The following is an 18,172-nucleotide window of genomic DNA, read 5'->3' as shown; positions in this document are numbered from 1 at the left end:
GCATATTCAAATGGGTTTATTTGAATTCAAATTGCCGGATATCGGTGAGGGTATTCATGAAGGTGAAATCGTAAAGTGGTTCGTAAAAGCGGGCGACACTGTCAAAGAAGATGATGTTCTTCTTGAAGTACAAAACGATAAAGCAGTCGTTGAAATTCCATCGCCAGTTGATGGTACTGTTAAAGAAGTAAAAGTTGACGAAGGTGTCGTAGCTGTCGTTGGCGACGTCCTCATCACTTTCGAAGTCGAAGGCGAAGGTTCTGCTCCTTCTGAAGAAGCAGAGCAACCAAAAGCTGAAGAAAATGCGAAAGACGTTCAAGATACGGATCAAAAAGTGGAAGACAAACCAAACGAGGTTCAAATCCATAAATCAGAACGCGTCATCGCGATGCCATCTGTCCGTAAATATGCACGTGAAAAAGGTGTCGACATCCGTGAAGTCCAAGGTTCTGGAGACAACGGTCGTGTCGTTAAAGAAGACATCGATGCATTCGCAAACGGTGGACAAACTTCTGATGCATCAGCAACTGAAGAAAAAGCACCAGCTGCTTCTGCACCAAAAACAGAAGTGAAGCCATACGTTGCTGCTCAACCTGAACTTGAAACACGCGAGAAAATCAAAGGAATCCGTAAAGCGATTTCGAAAGCAATGGTTAATTCGAAACATACAGCTCCACACGTAACACTCATGGACGAAGTGGATGTTACGAACCTCGTTGCACTCCGTAAAAACTTCAAAGAAGTTGCGGCTGCTCAAGGTACGAAATTGACTTACCTTCCGTTCGTCGTAAAAGCATTGACTGCTGCTGCTAAAAAATACCCGGCAATCAACGCATCAATCGACGATGTAAACGAAGAAATCGTCTACAAAAACTACTTCAACATCGGTATTGCTGCTGATACAGACAACGGTCTTGTCGTACCAGTCGTCAAAGATGCAGATCGTAAATCGATCTTCGCACTTGCTGACAACATCAATGACCTTGCTGGTAAAGCACGTGACGGAAAACTTTCTGGCGACGAGATGAAAGGCGGATCAATCACGATCACTAACATCGGTTCTGCTGGCGGTCAATGGTTCACACCAGTCATCAACCACCCAGAAGTTGCAATCCTCGGTATCGGTCGTATCGCTGAAAAAGCGGTCGTCAAAAACGGCGAAATCGTTGCTGCACCAGTTCTTGCACTTTCATTCAGCTTCGACCACCGTCTCATCGATGGTGCAACTGCACAAAACGCGCTTAACTTAGTTAAACGCCTATTGAACGACCCACAACTTCTCATCATGGAGGGATAAGCAATGGTAGTAGGTGAATTCGCACAAGAAACAGATTTACTCGTAATCGGGGCTGGCCCTGGTGGTTACGTTGCTGCAATCCGCGGCGCGCAACTTGGTATGAAAGTAACAATCGTTGAACGTGAAAACGTCGGCGGTGTCTGCTTAAACGTAGGATGTATCCCATCAAAAGCCTTGATCACTGCAGGACATAACTTCCAGCACGCTAAAGGTTCAAGCGATATGGGGATCACTTCTGAGAATGCAACTGTCGATTTCTCGAAAGTTCAATCTTGGAAACAATCTGTCGTCAACAAATTGACTGGCGGCGTTAGTGGTCTTCTTAAAGGTAACAAAGTCGAGACTGTCGTTGGGGAAGCTTACTTCCAATCAGAAGATACAGTTCGTATCATCAACGAAGATTCTTCGACTCCTTACAAATTCAAGAAATGTATCATCGCGACTGGTTCGACTCCAATCGAACTTCCAGCTTTCAAATGGTCAAAACGCGTTCTTTCTTCAACAGGCGCATTGAACCTTCCTGAAATCCCGAAAAAACTCATCGTCATCGGTGGCGGATACATCGGGATGGAGCTTGGTACAGCGTATGCGAACTTCGATACAGAAGTCGTCATTCTTGAAGGAACAAAAGACATCCTTTCTGGTTTCGAGCCTGCTATGACACAAGTCGTCAAGAAAAAGCTCAAACAAAAAGGTAACATCACGATCCACAACGAAGCACTTGCACAAAGTGTGGAAGAGTCAGAAGATGGTGTTAAAGTAACATTCGAAGTCAACGGTGAAGCACAAACAGTTGAAGCGGACTACGTCCTCGTCACTGTTGGTCGTCGTCCTAACACAAGTGATCTTGGTCTTGAAATGGCAGAAGTCAAAGTCAGCGACCGTGGTCTTGTTGAAATCGACGATCAGTGCCGTACTTCAAACGAAAACATTTACGCAATCGGTGATATCGTTCCAGGACCACCACTTGCGCACAAAGCTTCATTCGAAGCTAAAATCGCTGCTGAAGCAGCTGCAGGACACCCTGCATACCTCGACTACAGCGCGATTCCAGCGGTCGTCTTCACAGACCCAGAACTCGCTACAGTCGGTTACACGGAAGCACAAGCGAAAGAAGAAGGACTCGACTATGTCGCGTCTAAATTCCCTTACGCTGCGAATGGTCGTGCACTTGCACTCAACGAGCCAGACGGCTTCTTGAAAATGATTACTCGTAAATCAGATGGTCTCTTGATCGGCGCGCAAATCGCTGGTACAGGCGCTTCTGATATGATCGCTGAAATGGGACTCGCAATCGAGTCTGGTATGACAGCTGAAGATATCGCACTCACAATCCACGCGCACCCATCACTTGGTGAAATCGCAATGGAAACTGCTGAAGTTGCAATCGGTAGCCCGATCCATATCATTAAATAATTCCGAAACACCTCATGCACGGGGAGCCGACCGTGTATGAGGTGTTTTTTTTGTTTTGTCTTGATTCAAAAAAGGAAAAGAATAAAAAATGGAGAGGGTGGACGCATATGAAATCCGTGACTGCCTTAGAGGAGCTGTATTACGTATCAGAGATGGATAAGGTTCGCTTTGTAGGCTGGACGACCGCATTCGCTCGCTATGATTTCGCTGTCATCTGTACAGGACAATTTTTTTGGAAAGTACTCGTCGTTAGTTTAACTGGTGGTCAGTCAGCGTTATTTGATCAACAGGATGTGTTAAATGGAGAAGTTTTAGCTCGTACTTTTGCAATTGAGCAAGAGGATGTTGCATTAATTGGTGAAGCATTAGCGGCATTCATTCCTTGTTCGCCAAACGATGAATATGCAGAATGAAACGATCCAATTAAAAAAGCAGTAATCCTCATCTAGTAAGGATTACTGCTTTGTTTTGTCTTCACCGAATTGCATTCGATTGCTGAATGACTTTGATCGTCTCGAGCGAATGATCCTCAAGACCTTGAACCGGAAGACCAGCTTCAATGTTTTCTTTAATATAGGCAAGATTGTCTGCCGTGATCATTTCGCCAGGAATAAAGATGGGAATACCAGGAGGATACACCATCATGAATTCAGCTGAAATCCGTCCGACCGCATCGACTAACGGAATTGTCTCTGTTTCTTCATAGAAAGCATCACGTGGGCTGAGAGCGAGCGCTGGAATGTCTGGAAGGACGATTGAGTGATCAGTCGTTTCAGCGCCATTATTCTGATAGCGTGCAACAAGTAAAGACATCGCATGTAGGAATGCATCGATTGTCTCTTCCGAGTCACCAGAAGTGATGATGACAAGGATATTATTTAAATCAGAAAGTTCAACTTCGATCCGATGTTCTTCACGCAAAAACTCTTCGACAAGGTGACCAGAAATACCAAGTCCCTTAACGGAAACGAGCACTTTCGTTGGATCAAAAGCGAACGTCGCACTTGAATGAAGATCGGATTCGCCGAAAACGGCGAGATAAGGAAGCTTCGCTAATCCGAAACGCATCCGTGTCGCGAGTTCGAGTGCCCGACGATTCATCGCTTCACCGTTGATTGCAAGATGGCGCCGTGCGCAGTCAAGAGAAGCAAGCAGTAGATAGGATGTTGAAGTCGTCGTCAACATCGAGAGTACCGCTTGGACCTTATCCGGAGAGACAAGACCCCGGCGAACGTTTAAAACAGAGCTTCCAGTGAGTGATCCACCGAGTTTATGGACACTCGTTGCTGCGAGATCAGCTCCTGCTTGCATTGCAGATAACGGCATATCTTCGTGGAAGGCGATATGGACGCCGTGTGCTTCGTCGACGAGTACCGGAATACCCTTACTATGGGAAAGTTTGACGATGCTCTCCAAGTCGCCAGCAACGCCGAAATAGGTCGGGTTGATGACGAGCACTGCCTTTGTATCAGGATGAAGTGCAAGGGCACGTTCTACCGCGCTTGGTGTGATACCGTGTGCGATACCAAATGTCTCATCGAATTCAGGATGAATGAAAATCGGGTGCGCACCAGAAAGAACGATAGCTGACATCACCGATTTATGAACATTCCGAGGAACGAGAATTTTATCATCAGGTCCGACGACGCTCATGATCATTGCCATGATTGCGGTTGACGTTCCTTGTACGGAAAAGAACGTTTCGTCGGCATGGAAGGCTTGAGCTGCCAATTGATGAGCTTCCTTAATGATTGCCTTTGGATGATGAAGATCATCAAGGGGAGCGATATTGATTAAATCGATATCGAGCGCATTCTGACCGATGAACGATCGAAAGGCTGGATCCATTCCTTGACCATTTTTATGACCGGGAATATGAAATTGAATTGGTTGACGTTTCGCATGCGCGAGTAGCGCATCGAATAAAGGTGTATCGAGCTGTGTTAAGCTTTTTGTTTGCACCAGATTTCCCCCCCTTAAAACCGAATAAAAATACAATCAAACAAGCTAACTATAACAAGTTTTCGGACGGTTGCAACTGTTTTATGCTTCTTTTCCGTGTAAAATAGAAAAGTGCAGAAAGGAAGTGGGAATGATGGCATTGAATTATCCGCTCAATTCCGATTGGTCGACGGAAGAAATTGTGAAAGTCATCGACTTTTTCAATTTAGTCGAACAAGCGTATGAATCAGGTGTAGAACGACAACGTTTGCTCGAGGCATATCGGGAATTTAAGCAAATCGTCACCTCGAAATCCGAGGAAAAACAGTGGGATCAGTTTTATATGGAAGAGACAGGTTGCTCAAGTTATCGGACGATGCAACAGGCAAAACGCCAAGAAGATCCAATCGTGCGCATGAAAAAATAATGACATCATAAAAGATAAGACTCCTATGCGATCGTATAGGAGTCTTATCTTTTATACGGACTGGAAATGTGCGGAAAATGATCATCATTTGTTTAAAGTGGAAGGGAAGCGGCTATATACTACATACAAGACGTTATCCTTACAAATATGTGAAACTGTATTTTTTAAAATTAGATGCTTTACATCTAAGTTGAATCGTACTATTATTGATTCAATCCACTGATAAGTCGCAATTGTCTGACAAATTAAACTTCTGTTTATCCCGCGAAGGAGTGTGGTTACTGTGAAACAAGTGATAGAAGCATACAAGAGAAAAGATGCAGAAAAACGCATTCCTGTATTGCGTCTCGAAATCGACTATGAGCTTGCTACATTACATGATGCGATGGTGGCAAGTGACGCAGAAGCTGTTGGTGCAAGTAAAGAGCGCCTCGAAAAATATCGTCAAGAGATGGTACGTCTTGAAGCTTGATTTCAACGTCCTTTTCTCTACCTTATAATAAAATATCACTACTTCAACCAGCGAATCGTTCGCTGGTTTTCTTTTTTTGTTACTATAGAAGAAGCTGGAAACGATGATGAAGGAGTGAAGGAAGATGCAAATCGAGTTGGATGCGATAGACTTGATCAAGCGAGCAGGGAAATACATTCGCGAAAAGATTGATGTGTCGTATCACATTGAACAGAAAACCGGAAAAAGTGATTTAGTGACGGAGATTGATCAAGCCGTCGAGGATTTATTGATTAAAGGTATTCTAGATCGCTATCCGGATCATCATATTTATGGTGAAGAGGGGCGCATCGCTCGACCCGATACACTCGAAGGTACGATTTGGTTCGTTGATCCGATCGACGGAACGATGAACTTCATCCGTCAAAAGCGAATGTTCGCCATCTCAATTGCGATCATGATGGAAGGGGAATTACGGTACGGATTTGTTTATGATGTCATGGCTGACGAGCTATTTCATGTCATCAAAGGACAAGGGGCTTATCAAAACGGTATTCGGTTACCTCAACTGACAGAACGGAGCGTTAAGGAAGCGATCATCTGTATGAATGCTACCTGGGTGACGCCGAACCGTCGAATTAACACGGATCGTCTTGCTCCGCTCGTGCGACACGCAGTAGGTGTACGAGCGATTGGTGCAGCTTCCCTTGAACTCGCATGGACGGCTGCCGGACGCGTTGATGGATATATCACGATGCGTAACATGCCTTGGGATTATGCAGCCGGTCAATTATTGATTGAAGAGCTTGGTGGACGTGTCGGGACGATTACCGGAGAGCCGATGTCGTTTCTCGAGCAAACGAGTGTATTAGCAGGGAGCCAGACATTCGTTGAAGATGTATTGACGTTTGTACAAACACAAGAGGATTGAAAAAAGGTCCTTTCGTTTTAAACGAAAGGAACCTTCTCAGTCATGTTTGTTTGCGCAAACGTGCCTTTAAAACGAATCCGGCACCCATCGCAACTATCATCAAGACGACAGAGGCGATCGTCATCGGTACGTTTTGTTCCGCGATGAAAATGCCGATGCCTGCCATGGATCCTACTGCAAGCATGGCAAGTAACAAAAATAGTAGACGCATGTTTTTTCCCCCTCTACCCGTGAGTACGTTAACAGTGTAGCGTGAATGAAGAATAATGAAAAGGCTTTCGAGATGATGTCGAATCTTAGTCATTGCCAATTAGGACTCTACCTGTGCTATACTCTTAAAGTTGACCGAAAGTATGATAAGATTTATTTAAATGAATAGAAAGAGGTACACACCTATGACAACATTAGTACGAAATGATTTACGCAACGTTGCGATCATCGCTCACGTTGACCATGGTAAAACAACATTAGTCGATGAGCTTTTAAAACAGTCTGGTACGTTCCGTACGAACGAACAAGTCGAAGAACGCGCAATGGACTCAAATGACATCGAGCGGGAACGTGGAATCACGATTCTTGCGAAAAACACTGCAATCGACTACAAAAACACACGCATCAACATCGTTGATACGCCAGGACACGCCGATTTCGGTGGAGAAGTTGAGCGAATCATGCGTATGGTGGATGGCGTCATCCTCGTTGTCGATGCACGTGAAGGCTGTATGCCACAAACACGTTTCGTTTTGAAAAAAGCACTCGAGCAAGGACTTCAACCAATTGTCGTCGTCAACAAAATCGACAAACCGATGGTCCGTCCTCTTGAAGTCGTCGACGAAGTCGTGGATCTCTTGATCGACCTCGGAGCTGACGAAGATCAACTCGAATTCCCAGTCGTTTATGCATCGGCAGTCAACGGCTCAAGTTCATTCGAACCTGAATTAGATAAACAAGAAGATACAATCACGAACGTTCTTGATTTAATTCTTGAGCATACACCAGCACCTGTCGATAACACAATGGAGCCACTTCAGTTCCAAGTTACGATGCTTGACTATGATAACTACCTCGGACGGATCGGTGTTGGTCGTGTCTTCCGTGGCGAAATCAAAGTTGGCGATAGCGTTTCACTTTCAAAACTTGACGGTTCAACGAAGAACTTCCGTGTCACGAAGTTGTTCGGTTACTTCGGTCTAAAACGTGTCGAAATCGAAACTGCAAAAGCAGGAGACTTGATTGCGATCGCTGGTATGGAAGACATCAACGTCGGTGAAACAGTTTGCCCAACTTCACACGTTGATCCACTCCCATTATTACGTATCGATGAGCCAACGCTTCAAATGACATTCATCGTCAATAACTCGCCATTCGCTGGTCGTGAAGGGGATCTTGTTACTTCACGTAAAATCGAAGAGCGTCTTGAAAAAGAACTTGAGACGGACGTTTCACTCCGTATCGAAAACACGGATTCACCGGACCGCTGGATCGTTTCTGGTCGTGGGGAGCTTCACCTCGGGATCTTGATCGAGAACATGCGCCGTGAAGGATACGAAATCCAAGTATCTAAACCGCAAGTTATCATCAAAGAAGAAGAAGGTGTCAAAGTCGAGCCATTCGAACGCGTCGTCATCGATACACCAGAAGAGTACACAGGTTCTGTCATGGAATCGATTGGTCTCCGTAAAGGTGAATTAACGAACATGCAAACAATGGACAACGGTCAAACGAAAATGGAATTCATCGTTCCTTCACGTGGTTTGATCGGTTACCGTAACGAATTCCTTTCTGCTACACGCGGATACGGAATCATGAACCACACGTTCGAAGAATACCGTCCGTTCATCCAAGCGGATATCGGTGGACGTCGTAGTGGTGTTATGGTCTCAATCGAAACGGGTAAAGCAACTGCTTACGCGATCTCAGCTCTTGAAGACCGCGGAACGATCTTCATCGAGCCTGGTATTGAAGTATACGAAGGTATGATCATCGGCGAATGTAACCGTGATGTCGATCTCGCTGTCAACGTCGTTAAAGCAAAACAATTAACGAACATGCGTGCATCTGCAAAAGACTCAACGAACGTTCTTAAACGTCCACGTGTCTTCTCACTTGAAGAGTCGTTGACATTCTTGAATGAAGATGAGTACTGTGAAATCACACCACAATCGGTTCGTCTCCGTAAACAAGTCTTGAACAAAAACGAACGTGAAAAGCAAGAAAAACGTCGTCGTCTAGGTAAAGATTGAGTCTTGAACGAATAGGGGGATTGGCAATGAATGCACAAGCTGCCGTTGCTTCTGATTTTCCGAAATACGATATTCCGTTCATCGCGAAACTTCTCGGTGTCGGAAGTGATCCGAATAACATCGAAACGGGATTTTATCCTTTAATGATCACCGTCGTCATCTTGACGCTTGTCGTCTTTAAGTTAGGATTTGCTAAGGAACTAGCATGGTGGAAATCACTGATCGTCTATCTGTTGCTCGCTGTCTTCTCGGCAGCATTGACGCTTGTCTTCTGGACATGGCCGATTCCTGAAGTACTCCTTGCGATGGTCTTCGTACTTGGTATTTATCGCTTCCGGATGTGGATGGTCAAGCGTGAACGTGAACGGACAGCTTCTTGACGGAAGCATGTCATGAATCAAAAGAACGAATCTCTTCGGAGGTTCGTTCTTTTTTTGTGCTAATTCAGATGCATGATTTAAAGCGTAGCGGGAACAGGGATACTAAAAGGGGGGAGAAAACAGTGAAAATAAGGTATGTCATACCCCTGCTGTTAGCGGGTATTCTGATCGGCTGTACACAAACGTCAGAAGAATCGTCAACAAAGGAAACCAATCAGAAGACACAAAAAAACAATCAACAGGATTCAGGTAATCAAGAAGATACGCAATCATCACAAACGCAAGAAGGAGTCGTATTTAAAGAGCTAAACGCCCCATGGAATATCGTTCGCGAAGGAGAGACTTTTTATATTACAGAGCGCGAAGGAACAATCGTCAAAGGAAAACAAGGTGATTATGAGAGGATGCGCTTGCAACTGAAGAAAGATGTAATTGCTGAAGGAGAAAGTGGATTACTCGGTATGGTACTTGACCCTGATTTTAAGAATAATAAGACGGCATACGTCTATCATACGTATGCAAAACAAAATCAAGCGACCAATCGTGTCATTGCAATCAAAGAGGAAGGCCATCAGTGGGTCGAAGAGCGTGTGTTACTCGACGATATTCCGGGAGCGACGATTCACAACGGAGGACGACTTGAGTGGGGTCCAGAAGGTGCACTCTACGTCACAGCAGGAGACGCAGCAAATCCTGAACTGGCGCAAGACATCGATTCACTTGCAGGAAAAATTTTACGCATCACACCTGAAGGAAAACCGTTCAAGGGGAATCAAAAAGGCTATGTCTATAGTCTTGGTCACCGAAATCCACAAGGGCTTGTTTTCGTCGATGACCAACTGTATGCAAGTGAGCACGGACAAAGTGGACACGATGAAATTAATCGAATTGAACAAAAAAATTATGGATGGCCAACGATTGAAGGAACAGAGAAAGCAGAGGGACTCGTGACACCGTGGTACGAAGTGGGAGAGCGATCCGTTGCACCAAGTGGGATTGCAGAAGCGGATGATACGTTGTATTTTGCAACACTTGTAGGTCAACGATTACAAGCGATTAATCTAAAGACGAAACAGGTCAAAACGATTGTCGAAAATCAAGGGCGGATTCGCGATGTGTGGATTGATGAGACGTCAATTTATTATATTACGAACAATACAGATGGTAGAGGGACTCCGTCGACCGAGGATGATCGATTGGTTCGAATCAAGCGGTGAACAAAAAAAGGTCTGCCAGGGAAGTTTCCCACAGACCTTTTATTTACCAGTGTTTTCGTTTTGTTTCCCAAGTAGGGTATAAATGAAATTGTCCAGAGGCATGGCGTTCAAGTGTCCGTTCTTCTACGCGAGATCGACACTCATCACATAGATGGACACGAACTGGTTTATTGCGTAATCGCTTCGCCGTGAAGGACCAATCATCAATCGTCTCACGCTTATCGCAAATCGTACATTTCACTCGCATGTCGGGTCCTCCCTTTTTTTCTTAGTATATCATATTAGAAGATTATTCAGATGTAAAAAAGGGAATCGAGAAGTATATCTCGAAATATCATCACTAAGTCATAGAGGAGGTGATGTCATGGCAAATAAAGTAGAGCAACATCTCAGCTCACATCAAGTAGATGCGTTATCACAATTACCACTTGTTTTTTTGATCACGCATGATCAATCCAAACATTGGCCGATCACACATGCAATTAGTTGGGTATATGCGAAGGATTCACAAACGGTTCGTTTTGCGATCGAAGCAGATTCTCATCTCGTCAAAACGTTACGAGAACATCCGGTTTTCACCTTGATCTTCTTTGCAGAGCAGTCGACACACAGCTTAACGTGTACGGACGTCAAGGTGTTTACGCCGCAAGAACCACTTCCACTTTCGCTCTCTTTTTATGAGGGGCGCGTCGAAGAGGTACGTGACATCTTATTTTACGGAGCAGCTGTCACACAACGACCGACCATTGAAAAAACATACGATGAACAGGCAGCTGAACGGTTGGATCAACTTGTTCATCGCATCCTAAAAGCGTAACATTCATCACAAACTCGACTCTAAAGGGGCGAACGATGGAATGAAAAAAATATACGTACTTGATACCAATGTCATGCTGCACGATCCACTTTCTCTCTTTCAGTTTCAAGAGCATGATGTCGTCATACCAGCGATAGTACTAGAAGAACTGGATGGAAAAAAACGCAACATGGATGAGGTGGGGCGCAACGCACGAGAAACAGCTCGCATTTTAGACCAATTGCGGGAAACCGGTCAGCTTCATGCGGGAGTTCCGCTTGGTAACGGTGGCATTCTTCGCGTCGATATCGGTGACTCCATTTACGAGGGCTCGCCGTTTATCCATGAATCGAACGATAATAAGATTATCGAGCTCGCATGGTCGATTCATCGTGAACAACAAACTGAAGCGACGCCACGAGATGTCATTCTCGTCTCAAAAGATATCTTAGTCCGCGTTAAAGCGGATGCGTATGGATTAGTCGCTGAGGACTATATGACGGATCATATCGCTGACTTGACTGGTCTTTATACAGGATTCATCGAAGTGACCGTCGATCAAGAATATATCGATGCTTTCTATCAGGATAAACGACTTTCAGTTGATGTATTGCCGGAAAAAGTGCAACCGAATGAATTCATCATTCTAAAAAGTAATATGTCAAAAGCCTCTGCCATTGCTGTCGTTGATCAGAATTTGCCGATCATCCGGGCACTTTCGATCGATGTCGATCAAGTCTGGGGTGTTATTCCCCGAAACGTTCAACAACGGATGGCGTTTGAGTTATTACTTCGAGACGATGTACCGCTCGTTACACTCGTTGGGAAGGCAGGTACCGGAAAGACATTACTTGCACTCGCTGCGGGGCTCCTGCAAGTAGAAGACGAGCATAAATATAAAAAACTTGTCGTTGCTCGTCCAGTCGTGCCGATGGGAAATGATATTGGCTACTTGCCAGGTGAGATGGAGGAAAAGCTTCGTCCGTGGATGCAACCGATCTACGATAACCTCGAACATCTCTTTAATACGGGATCAGGAGACGAACTTGGTAACATTCTCGCGGGAATGAAGACGATTCAACTGGAAGCGTTGACATATATTCGAGGACGGAGCATGCCGGGGCAATTCATCATCATCGATGAAGCGCAGAATTTGACGAAACACGAAGTCAAGACGATTTTAACACGTGTCGGTGAAAACTCAAAAATCGTGTTAGTGGGTGATCCACAACAGATCGATCACCCGTATTTAGATGAATATTCGAACGGTTTATCCTACGCCGTAGAACGCCTTAAAAATGAGAAAATGACGGGACACGTCAAACTCGTCAAAGGGGAACGCTCGAATCTGGCGCGCCTCGCAGCCGACTTATTATAAAAAACGTGGTGCGTCTATTCAGGCGCACCACGTTTTCCTTATATGACGGTAACCGTGTGAACAGATTTGACGATCCGTTGTCCGTGCAACAGGTGAACGGGTCCATCTGCTAACACTTTGCCGTCTTGTGAGAACTGCAGGTACACTTCGTCGAGTTGCTCAAGTGGAAGTTCGACCGTTTCTTCACCTTCGAAACGAATAGCGGTCGCTTCCGGTAAGAGTTCAGCATTCCGGATGAACGGTGCGAGCGCCATGGCGAATGACCCTTGAAGCGCGGCTTCTTTTTCAGCGCGTGTCATCGGACGATTATGATCCGTACGACTGCCTTCCATGATGCCTTTATCCCACGCTGCCCCCATTTTCGCGTAGTACGCCTCTTGTTCGCTCGTATCTGCTGGTTGGCCAATCTTCTCAATCGCAACCTTTCGTTCATCAAAGATCCAAACTGTCGGATCAATCGTCAACTGGTGCCGTACTTTACCGTTAATCGGAAAAATCATTTGTTATACCCCCTAAATGTGTAAGTCCAACAAATCCATTATACCGAAACGTTGAATTGTTGGCGAAAGTAAGGTAAAGTTTAGCTATAACAGGAACGCGTCATTTGATGAGGAGGGATTGGATTGTCAACTGAAATCGAGACAGTTCATCGCCAGCGCGCTCTTGAGCTACTAGAAGCGGATGCACAAAAAATCCGCCGGTTGATCGAGGTCCAGCTTGCGAATTTAACGATGCCACAATGTCCTCTTTACGAGGAAGTATTGGATACACAAATGTTCGGATTGTCCCGTCAGATTGATTTTGCGGTACGTCTTGAACTGATTGATGCGGGTGAAGGGAAACAGTTGCTCGAATCACTTGAACAGCAATTATCTGATTTACATGATGCGGAGACGTGCTGATTTTCTACTCAAACGTGAAATGCGGCGTTTGGGTATTTTTTTTTAGAAAACGAAAAAAAGGACGTGTACATATGTTAGCGAAGTTTAAAGAAAAACGAGCATTTTTTGACTACGGTCTCTTCTTTACGATGCTCATCCTCATGGCGATCAGTACAGTCATGGTCTATAGTGCCAGCGTTTGGAACGGTGGCGATTATGCGAATACGTCCTTCTTTGAGAAGCAGTTGATGTTCGATGCGATGGCCATCGTGCTGTTCCTTTTAGTTTCGCAAGTGAATCATGAAGTATTTCGTGGACCAGTCATTCGTTTACTCTTGTACGCGATTACATGGTTGATGCTGATGGCAACACTATTTTCGGCTCCCCTAAACGGAGCTCGCGCCTGGTTGAACTTCGGTATCTTCTTAATTCAACCAATCGAGCTTTGTAAATTCGTGCTCGTCGTCGGGCTTGCCAGTTATTTTGATCAAAAGCACAAAGGAAAGATGGATGGCGTGATTGGGATTGTCCATCACTTCATCCATCGTCAAATTCCAGCGACGTCCCCCGGAAAACGGATTTTACTTAGTTTCTCGGACTGGATCTTGATTCCAATGCTTGTGTTACTTGCACCTTACGCGATCATCATTCGTATGCAACCGGATGACGGCGGATTATTCATTCTGTTACTCATCACGGCGATGATTTTATTTGCAGTAGGATTACCGAGTGGTTACATCATGTTATGTGTCGTTACCGTTCCGATCATCTTCTTGTACGCATGGAACAATTTTTCGGATAATCAGATGCAACGGATTCAAGCGAGTTTGAATCCCTTTCTTGACGCAGAAGGTAAGGGATATCAGCTCATCAACTCCGTCATATCGATTGCCCATGGGGGATTGTTCGGAGTGGGTCTTGGGAATAGTTTTCAAAAGTATGGTTATCTGCCAGAGCCTGAAACCGACTACATCATGTCGATCATCTCGGAAGAACTCGGCTTCATCGGGGTCCTTGTCGTACTCGGTCTATTGTTTTACCTGATGATTCAAGGGGCGATCATCGCTAACCGGTGTGTCTCACTTTATTCGAGCATGCTCGCACTTGGGATTTCCGGTATTATTTTCATCCAGACATGTATCAATATTGCAGCCATGTCTGGTCTGTTTCCAGGTACAGGTGTCACCTTGCCATTCATCAGTTACGGTGGGTCATCGTTACTCGTCATGAGTACGATGCTTGGTGTAATGGCAAACATTTCTATGCAAAACAAATATCGGGTGGCTTATCATAAAGAAGTGCAAACTGCACGTTCGATGAGTGCCACGAGCTCATTAACTAAAGGGGGAGCATCAGTTGACTAAAATCCAGAAGATTCTCGTAGCAAACCGCGGGGAGATCGCGATTCGCGTTTTCCGTGCAGCGACAGAACTCGGTATTCGTACCGTTGCTATTTATTCACGAGAGGACATGGGTTCTCTTCATCGTTATAAAGCCGATGAAGCGTACCGGATCGGAGAAGGAAAAAAACCGATCGAAGCCTACCTCGACATTGAAGATATCATCGCAACAGCGAAAAAAGCCGAATGTGATGCGATCCATCCTGGTTATGGATTCCTCTCTGAGAATATTGAGCTAGCCAAACGTTGCCGCGAAGAAGGAATCATCTTCATCGGGCCGCAAGAAGATCACCTGTATAAGTTCGGAGATAAGGTACGGGCACGGACGACTGCAATTGAAGCGGGTCTTCCTGTCATTCCAGGAACAGATGGTCCGATCTCATCAATTGATGAAGCGTATGCGTTCTCAAAAGAAGCAGGCTATCCACTCATGGTCAAAGCATCGCTTGGTGGTGGTGGACGTGGTATGCGTGTCGTCCGGACAGAAGAAGAGCTTCCAGACATGATTGAACGAGCGAAATCTGAAGCTTTAAAAGCATTCGGTTCGGATGAAATTTACGTTGAAAAATTAATCGAACGACCAAAACATATTGAAGTCCAAATCATAGGGGATGCACATGGAAACATCATTCATTTGTTTGAACGAGACTGTTCCGTACAACGACGTCACCAAAAAGTCGTCGAAGTGGCGCCATGTGTCACGCTTTCAGAAGAAGGGCGTAAAAAGATCTGTGACGCGGCTGTCACGTTGATGAAACATGTCGGATACGAAAATGCGGGTACGGTCGAATTTCTCGTCACACAAGATGAATCGTTCTATTTCATCGAAGTCAACCCACGTGTACAAGTCGAGCATACGATTACGGAGATGATCACAGGCGTTGACATCGTTCAGACTCAAATCCGTGTTGCTGAAGGCGAATCGTTACATAGCGACCTTGTCGGCATTCCACAACAAGAAGAGATTAAGATGCTTGGTTTTGCGATCCAGAGCCGAATTACTTCAGAGGACCCAGAGAACGGCTTCTTGCCGGATACAGGTAAGATTAAAGCGTATCGTTCACCAGGCGGCTTTGGCGTACGTCTCGATGGTGGGAATGCCTATGTCGGAGCAGAAATTTCACCGTATTATGACTCGTTGCTCGTTAAAATCTCGACGCACGGTTTGACGTATGACCAAGCGGTCGCGAAAATGCGTCGAAACTTAAGTGAATTCCGGATTCGTGGTATTAAGACGAACATCCCATTCTTGAGCAATGTCTTGAAACACCACGCGTTCGTCAGCGGCGATTACAATACATCGTTTATCGATGATACACAAGAATTATTCATCTTCCCAAAACGTCAAGACCGGGGAACGAAGCTGTTGACGTACATCGGAGAGGTTTCCGTCAATGGATTCCCGGGAATCGGAAAACTGGACAAGCCACTTGCGCGTGACGTCCGAATTCCAAAAAATCTTCCGGCAGACTACACGCCAGGCGCAAAAGCGATCCTTGATGCAGAAGGACCGGAAGCTGTCGCGAAATGGTTGAAAGCACAAGACAACGTTTTGTTAACGGATACGACATTCCGTGACGCTCATCAATCGTTACTTGCGACACGAATGCGGACGAAGGATCTCGTTGCGATCGCAGAGGCGGAAGCGAAACTGCTTCCTGAATTGTTCTCAGTCGAGGCATGGGGAGGGGCAACGTTTGATGTCGCGTATCGATTCTTATCAGAGGATCCATGGGTTCGTCTGATGAAATTGCGTGAAAAGATGCCGAACGTCCTGATTCAGATGTTACTTCGCGGTGCGAACGGCGTTGGTTACAAGAACTATCCAGATAATGTCATCCATACCTTCGTCAAGGAAGCGGCGCAAGCGGGAGTCGATGTCTTCCGGATTTTCGACAGCTTGAACAACCCGGAATCAATTCAACTCGCCATCGATGCGGTCTTGCCAACAGGTAAAATCGCGGAAGCAGCTGTCTGTTACACAGGGGATCTGTTCGATGCGAATCGTCCGAAATATCATCTGCCGTATTACGTCAATCTGGCGAAACAACTGGAAGAGAGCGGTGCTCACATCATTGCCATCAAGGATATGGCGGGTCTCTTGAAACCGGAAGCAGCCTATGCGCTTGTATCGGCACTTAAAGATGCAGTATCGTTACCAATCCATCTTCACACCCATGATGCGAGTGGAAACGGGATTTATACGTATGCGCGTGCGATCGATGCCGGGGTCGACGTCGTTGACGTCGCGGCATCAAGTATGTCAGGACTGACGAGTCAGCCAGCGGGTGGTAGCTTGATTCATGCCCTAAGTGGTCATCCACGTCAACCACTCGTCTCAGCACAGAAGTTCGAACAGATTTCGGACTATTGGCAGGACGTGCGTCATTTGTATCAAGCATTCGAACTTGATATGATCGCACCAAATCCAACCGTCTACGATCATGAGATGCCGGGTGGGCAATATTCGAACTTACAGCAACAAGCAAAAGCGGTCGGGCTTGCGGATCGTTGGTCTGAAGTCAAAGAAATGTATGCGCGTGTCAACATGTTGTTTGGCGATATCGTTAAAGTCACACCGTCGTCGAAAGTCGTTGGAGACATGGCGCTCTTCATGGTCCAACATCATCTGACGGAAGAAGACGTACTGCACCGAGCAAGTGGACTTGATTTCCCGGATTCAGTCGTTGAACTGATGAAGGGCGAACTCGGAACTCCGCCGGACGGTTTCCCGCAAGAAGTACAACGTGCCATCTTGAAGGGAGCTGCTCCGTTGACGGAACGTCCTGGTAAGATGATGCAACCACTCAACTTTGATGCAATAAAAAATGAGTTGTTTGAGAAACTTGAACGACCAGTCACTGAATTTGATGCTCTCGCTTACGCGCTCTATCCAAAAGTCTTTATGGACTACAGTTCGTATGTCGCGCGATATGGCGATATCTCGGTTCTTGATACGAATACATTCTTCCACGGTATGCGGCTAGGCGAAACGATCGAGGTCGAAATTGAACGAGGGAAGACACTATATCTCAAGTTGATTCAAATCGGTCAGCCAGACGATCACGGGATGCGGACAATCTATTATGAGATGAATGGTGTTCCTCGTGAAGTCGAAGTCAAGGACATCAGTATTAAGGAAAGTTCATCAAGCCGTCCAAAAGCAGATCGAAGTAACGCAAAACAGATCGGTGCGTCGATGCCGGGTAGTGTGCTGAAGGTACTCGTTGAGACAGGCACTCGTGTCCGTAAAGGAGAACAACTTCTCGTTACGGAAGCGATGAAGATGGAAACGACGATCCAAGCACCAGAAGACGGTGAGATCAAAGCCGTCCATGTTAAAGAAGGCGAAGCTATTGCGAGTCAAGACTTATTGATTGAATTCGTATAAGGTCACAATGAAAAACAGGCGCA

General features: G+C 45.6%; 18 protein-coding genes. 14 read left to right on the top strand and 4 right to left on the bottom strand.

All coding sequences use genetic code 11. From position 1 onward, the window contains the following. The first annotated feature begins 10 nt into the window (after positions 1-10). The 3 genes from Q7C19_RS07315 (at position 11) to Q7C19_RS07305 (ending at position 3,126) form a co-directional block, all read left to right on the top strand. Positions 11-1,297 carry a dihydrolipoamide acetyltransferase family protein gene (locus Q7C19_RS07315; RefSeq protein ID WP_375091916.1) on the top strand — a complete coding sequence of 429 codons (1,287 nt, stop codon included), beginning with the start codon at positions 11-13 and terminating at the stop codon, positions 1,295-1,297. A 3-nt stretch (positions 1,298-1,300) separates the two neighbouring features. Then, complete coding sequence (gene lpdA, locus Q7C19_RS07310) at positions 1,301-2,713, top strand: dihydrolipoyl dehydrogenase (RefSeq protein WP_056062389.1); 1,413 nt, start codon at positions 1,301-1,303, stop codon at positions 2,711-2,713. A gap of 107 nt (positions 2,714-2,820) precedes the next feature. Further along, positions 2,821-3,126: an SAV0927 family protein gene (locus Q7C19_RS07305; protein WP_375091915.1), complete on the top strand. Its 306-nt coding sequence runs from the start codon at positions 2,821-2,823 to the stop codon at positions 3,124-3,126. A gap of 61 nt (positions 3,127-3,187) precedes the next feature. On the opposite strand, the gene Q7C19_RS07300 is transcribed toward Q7C19_RS07305, so the two are convergent. After that, the gene (locus Q7C19_RS07300) at positions 3,188-4,675 is read right to left on the bottom strand and encodes an aminotransferase class I/II-fold pyridoxal phosphate-dependent enzyme (protein ID WP_035406702.1); all 1,488 of its coding nucleotides are present in this window, start codon (positions 4,673-4,675) and stop codon (positions 3,188-3,190) included. Between the two features lie 130 nt (positions 4,676-4,805). On the opposite strand from Q7C19_RS07300, the gene Q7C19_RS07295 reads away from it, so the two are divergent. The 3 genes from Q7C19_RS07295 (at position 4,806) to Q7C19_RS07285 (ending at position 6,463) form a co-directional block, all read left to right on the top strand. Continuing rightward, on the top strand, positions 4,806-5,081 hold the full coding sequence (locus Q7C19_RS07295; protein WP_375091914.1) for a UPF0223 family protein: 276 nt from the start codon (positions 4,806-4,808) through the stop codon (positions 5,079-5,081). A 283-nt stretch (positions 5,082-5,364) separates the two neighbouring features. Next, a complete protein-coding gene (locus Q7C19_RS07290; protein WP_023468845.1) occupies positions 5,365-5,553 on the top strand; it encodes a hypothetical protein in 189 nt (62 codons plus the stop codon). 124 nt (positions 5,554-5,677) lie between these two features. Further along, on the top strand, positions 5,678-6,463 hold the full coding sequence (locus tag Q7C19_RS07285; RefSeq protein WP_035406708.1) for an inositol monophosphatase family protein: 786 nt from the start codon (positions 5,678-5,680) through the stop codon (positions 6,461-6,463). A 40-nt stretch (positions 6,464-6,503) separates the two neighbouring features. Here the strand turns inward: Q7C19_RS07285 and Q7C19_RS07280 are convergent, their stop codons facing one another. After that, positions 6,504-6,674 carry a DUF5325 family protein gene (locus tag Q7C19_RS07280; protein WP_162236131.1) on the bottom strand — a complete coding sequence of 57 codons (171 nt, stop codon included), beginning with the start codon at positions 6,672-6,674 and terminating at the stop codon, positions 6,504-6,506. A 184-nt stretch (positions 6,675-6,858) separates the two neighbouring features. Between Q7C19_RS07280 and typA the strand changes: the two genes are divergently transcribed. From typA to Q7C19_RS07265, 3 genes are all read left to right on the top strand, one after another. Beyond that, the gene (typA, locus tag Q7C19_RS07275; RefSeq protein ID WP_035406711.1) at positions 6,859-8,706 is read left to right on the top strand and encodes a translational GTPase TypA; all 1,848 of its coding nucleotides are present in this window, start codon (positions 6,859-6,861) and stop codon (positions 8,704-8,706) included. A gap of 26 nt (positions 8,707-8,732) precedes the next feature. Next, positions 8,733-9,086 (top strand): YlaH-like family protein, encoded by a 354-nt coding sequence (locus Q7C19_RS07270; RefSeq protein ID WP_058264776.1) that lies wholly within the window; start codon positions 8,733-8,735, stop codon positions 9,084-9,086. 122 nt (positions 9,087-9,208) lie between these two features. Then, complete coding sequence (locus tag Q7C19_RS07265; protein ID WP_375091913.1) at positions 9,209-10,303, top strand: PQQ-dependent sugar dehydrogenase; 1,095 nt, start codon at positions 9,209-9,211, stop codon at positions 10,301-10,303. 43 nt (positions 10,304-10,346) lie between these two features. On the opposite strand, the gene Q7C19_RS07260 is transcribed toward Q7C19_RS07265, so the two are convergent. After that, a complete protein-coding gene (locus tag Q7C19_RS07260; protein ID WP_035406716.1) occupies positions 10,347-10,550 on the bottom strand; it encodes a YlaI family protein in 204 nt (67 codons plus the stop codon). Between the two features lie 117 nt (positions 10,551-10,667). On the opposite strand from Q7C19_RS07260, the gene Q7C19_RS07255 reads away from it, so the two are divergent. Further along, the gene (locus Q7C19_RS07255; RefSeq protein ID WP_375091912.1) at positions 10,668-11,120 is read left to right on the top strand and encodes a PNPOx family protein; all 453 of its coding nucleotides are present in this window, start codon (positions 10,668-10,670) and stop codon (positions 11,118-11,120) included. 40 nt (positions 11,121-11,160) lie between these two features. Continuing rightward, positions 11,161-12,477 (top strand): PhoH family protein, encoded by a 1,317-nt coding sequence (locus Q7C19_RS07250; RefSeq protein WP_035406722.1) that lies wholly within the window; start codon positions 11,161-11,163, stop codon positions 12,475-12,477. 38 nt (positions 12,478-12,515) lie between these two features. On the opposite strand, the gene Q7C19_RS07245 is transcribed toward Q7C19_RS07250, so the two are convergent. Continuing rightward, complete coding sequence (locus Q7C19_RS07245; protein WP_056062372.1) at positions 12,516-12,977, bottom strand: hypothetical protein; 462 nt, start codon at positions 12,975-12,977, stop codon at positions 12,516-12,518. Between the two features lie 123 nt (positions 12,978-13,100). Here Q7C19_RS07245 and Q7C19_RS07240 point away from each other — a divergent pair, with 123 nt between their 5' ends. The 3 genes from Q7C19_RS07240 to Q7C19_RS07230 all read left to right on the top strand — a co-directional run bounded on the left by Q7C19_RS07240 (position 13,101) and on the right by Q7C19_RS07230 (position 18,149). Next, positions 13,101-13,379 (top strand): Fpa/YlaN family protein, encoded by a 279-nt coding sequence (locus Q7C19_RS07240; protein ID WP_023468835.1) that lies wholly within the window; start codon positions 13,101-13,103, stop codon positions 13,377-13,379. Positions 13,380-13,450: 71 nt separating this feature from the next. After that, positions 13,451-14,722 carry an FtsW/RodA/SpoVE family cell cycle protein gene (locus tag Q7C19_RS07235; RefSeq protein WP_035406728.1) on the top strand — a complete coding sequence of 424 codons (1,272 nt, stop codon included), beginning with the start codon at positions 13,451-13,453 and terminating at the stop codon, positions 14,720-14,722. After that, positions 14,715-18,149, top strand: coding sequence for a pyruvate carboxylase (locus Q7C19_RS07230; RefSeq protein WP_375091911.1), 3,435 nt, complete (start codon positions 14,715-14,717; stop codon positions 18,147-18,149). Before Q7C19_RS07235 ends, Q7C19_RS07230 begins: the two co-directional genes overlap by 8 nt. Positions 18,150-18,172: the final 23 nt, after the last annotated feature.

Origin of the sequence: Exiguobacterium sp. PHA03, assembly GCF_041945985.1 — a bacterium.
Taxonomy (GTDB): domain Bacteria; phylum Bacillota; class Bacilli; order Exiguobacteriales; family Exiguobacteriaceae; genus Exiguobacterium_A.
This window is presented reverse-complemented; position numbering and strand designations above follow the sequence as displayed.

Coding starts and splice junctions, on each gene's coding strand:
- Q7C19_RS07270 (WP_058264776.1), top strand. CDS start 8,733: ATGAATGCACAAGCTGCCGTTGCTTCTGATTTTCCGAAATACGATATT.
- Q7C19_RS07255 (WP_375091912.1), top strand. CDS start 10,668: ATGGCAAATAAAGTAGAGCAACATCTCAGCTCACATCAAGTAGATGCG.
- Q7C19_RS07260 (WP_035406716.1), bottom strand. CDS start 10,550: ATGCGAGTGAAATGTACGATTTGCGATAAGCGTGAGACGATTGATGAT.
- typA (WP_035406711.1), top strand. CDS start 6,859: ATGACAACATTAGTACGAAATGATTTACGCAACGTTGCGATCATCGCT.
- Q7C19_RS07280 (WP_162236131.1), bottom strand. CDS start 6,674: ATGCGTCTACTATTTTTGTTACTTGCCATGCTTGCAGTAGGATCCATG.
- Q7C19_RS07295 (WP_375091914.1), top strand. CDS start 4,806: ATGATGGCATTGAATTATCCGCTCAATTCCGATTGGTCGACGGAAGAA.
- Q7C19_RS07250 (WP_035406722.1), top strand. CDS start 11,161: ATGAAAAAAATATACGTACTTGATACCAATGTCATGCTGCACGATCCA.
- lpdA (WP_056062389.1), top strand. CDS start 1,301: ATGGTAGTAGGTGAATTCGCACAAGAAACAGATTTACTCGTAATCGGG.
- Q7C19_RS07235 (WP_035406728.1), top strand. CDS start 13,451: ATGTTAGCGAAGTTTAAAGAAAAACGAGCATTTTTTGACTACGGTCTC.
- Q7C19_RS07285 (WP_035406708.1), top strand. CDS start 5,678: ATGCAAATCGAGTTGGATGCGATAGACTTGATCAAGCGAGCAGGGAAA.
- Q7C19_RS07245 (WP_056062372.1), bottom strand. CDS start 12,977: ATGATTTTTCCGATTAACGGTAAAGTACGGCACCAGTTGACGATTGAT.
- Q7C19_RS07315 (WP_375091916.1), top strand. CDS start 11: ATGGGTTTATTTGAATTCAAATTGCCGGATATCGGTGAGGGTATTCAT.
- Q7C19_RS07305 (WP_375091915.1), top strand. CDS start 2,821: ATGAAATCCGTGACTGCCTTAGAGGAGCTGTATTACGTATCAGAGATG.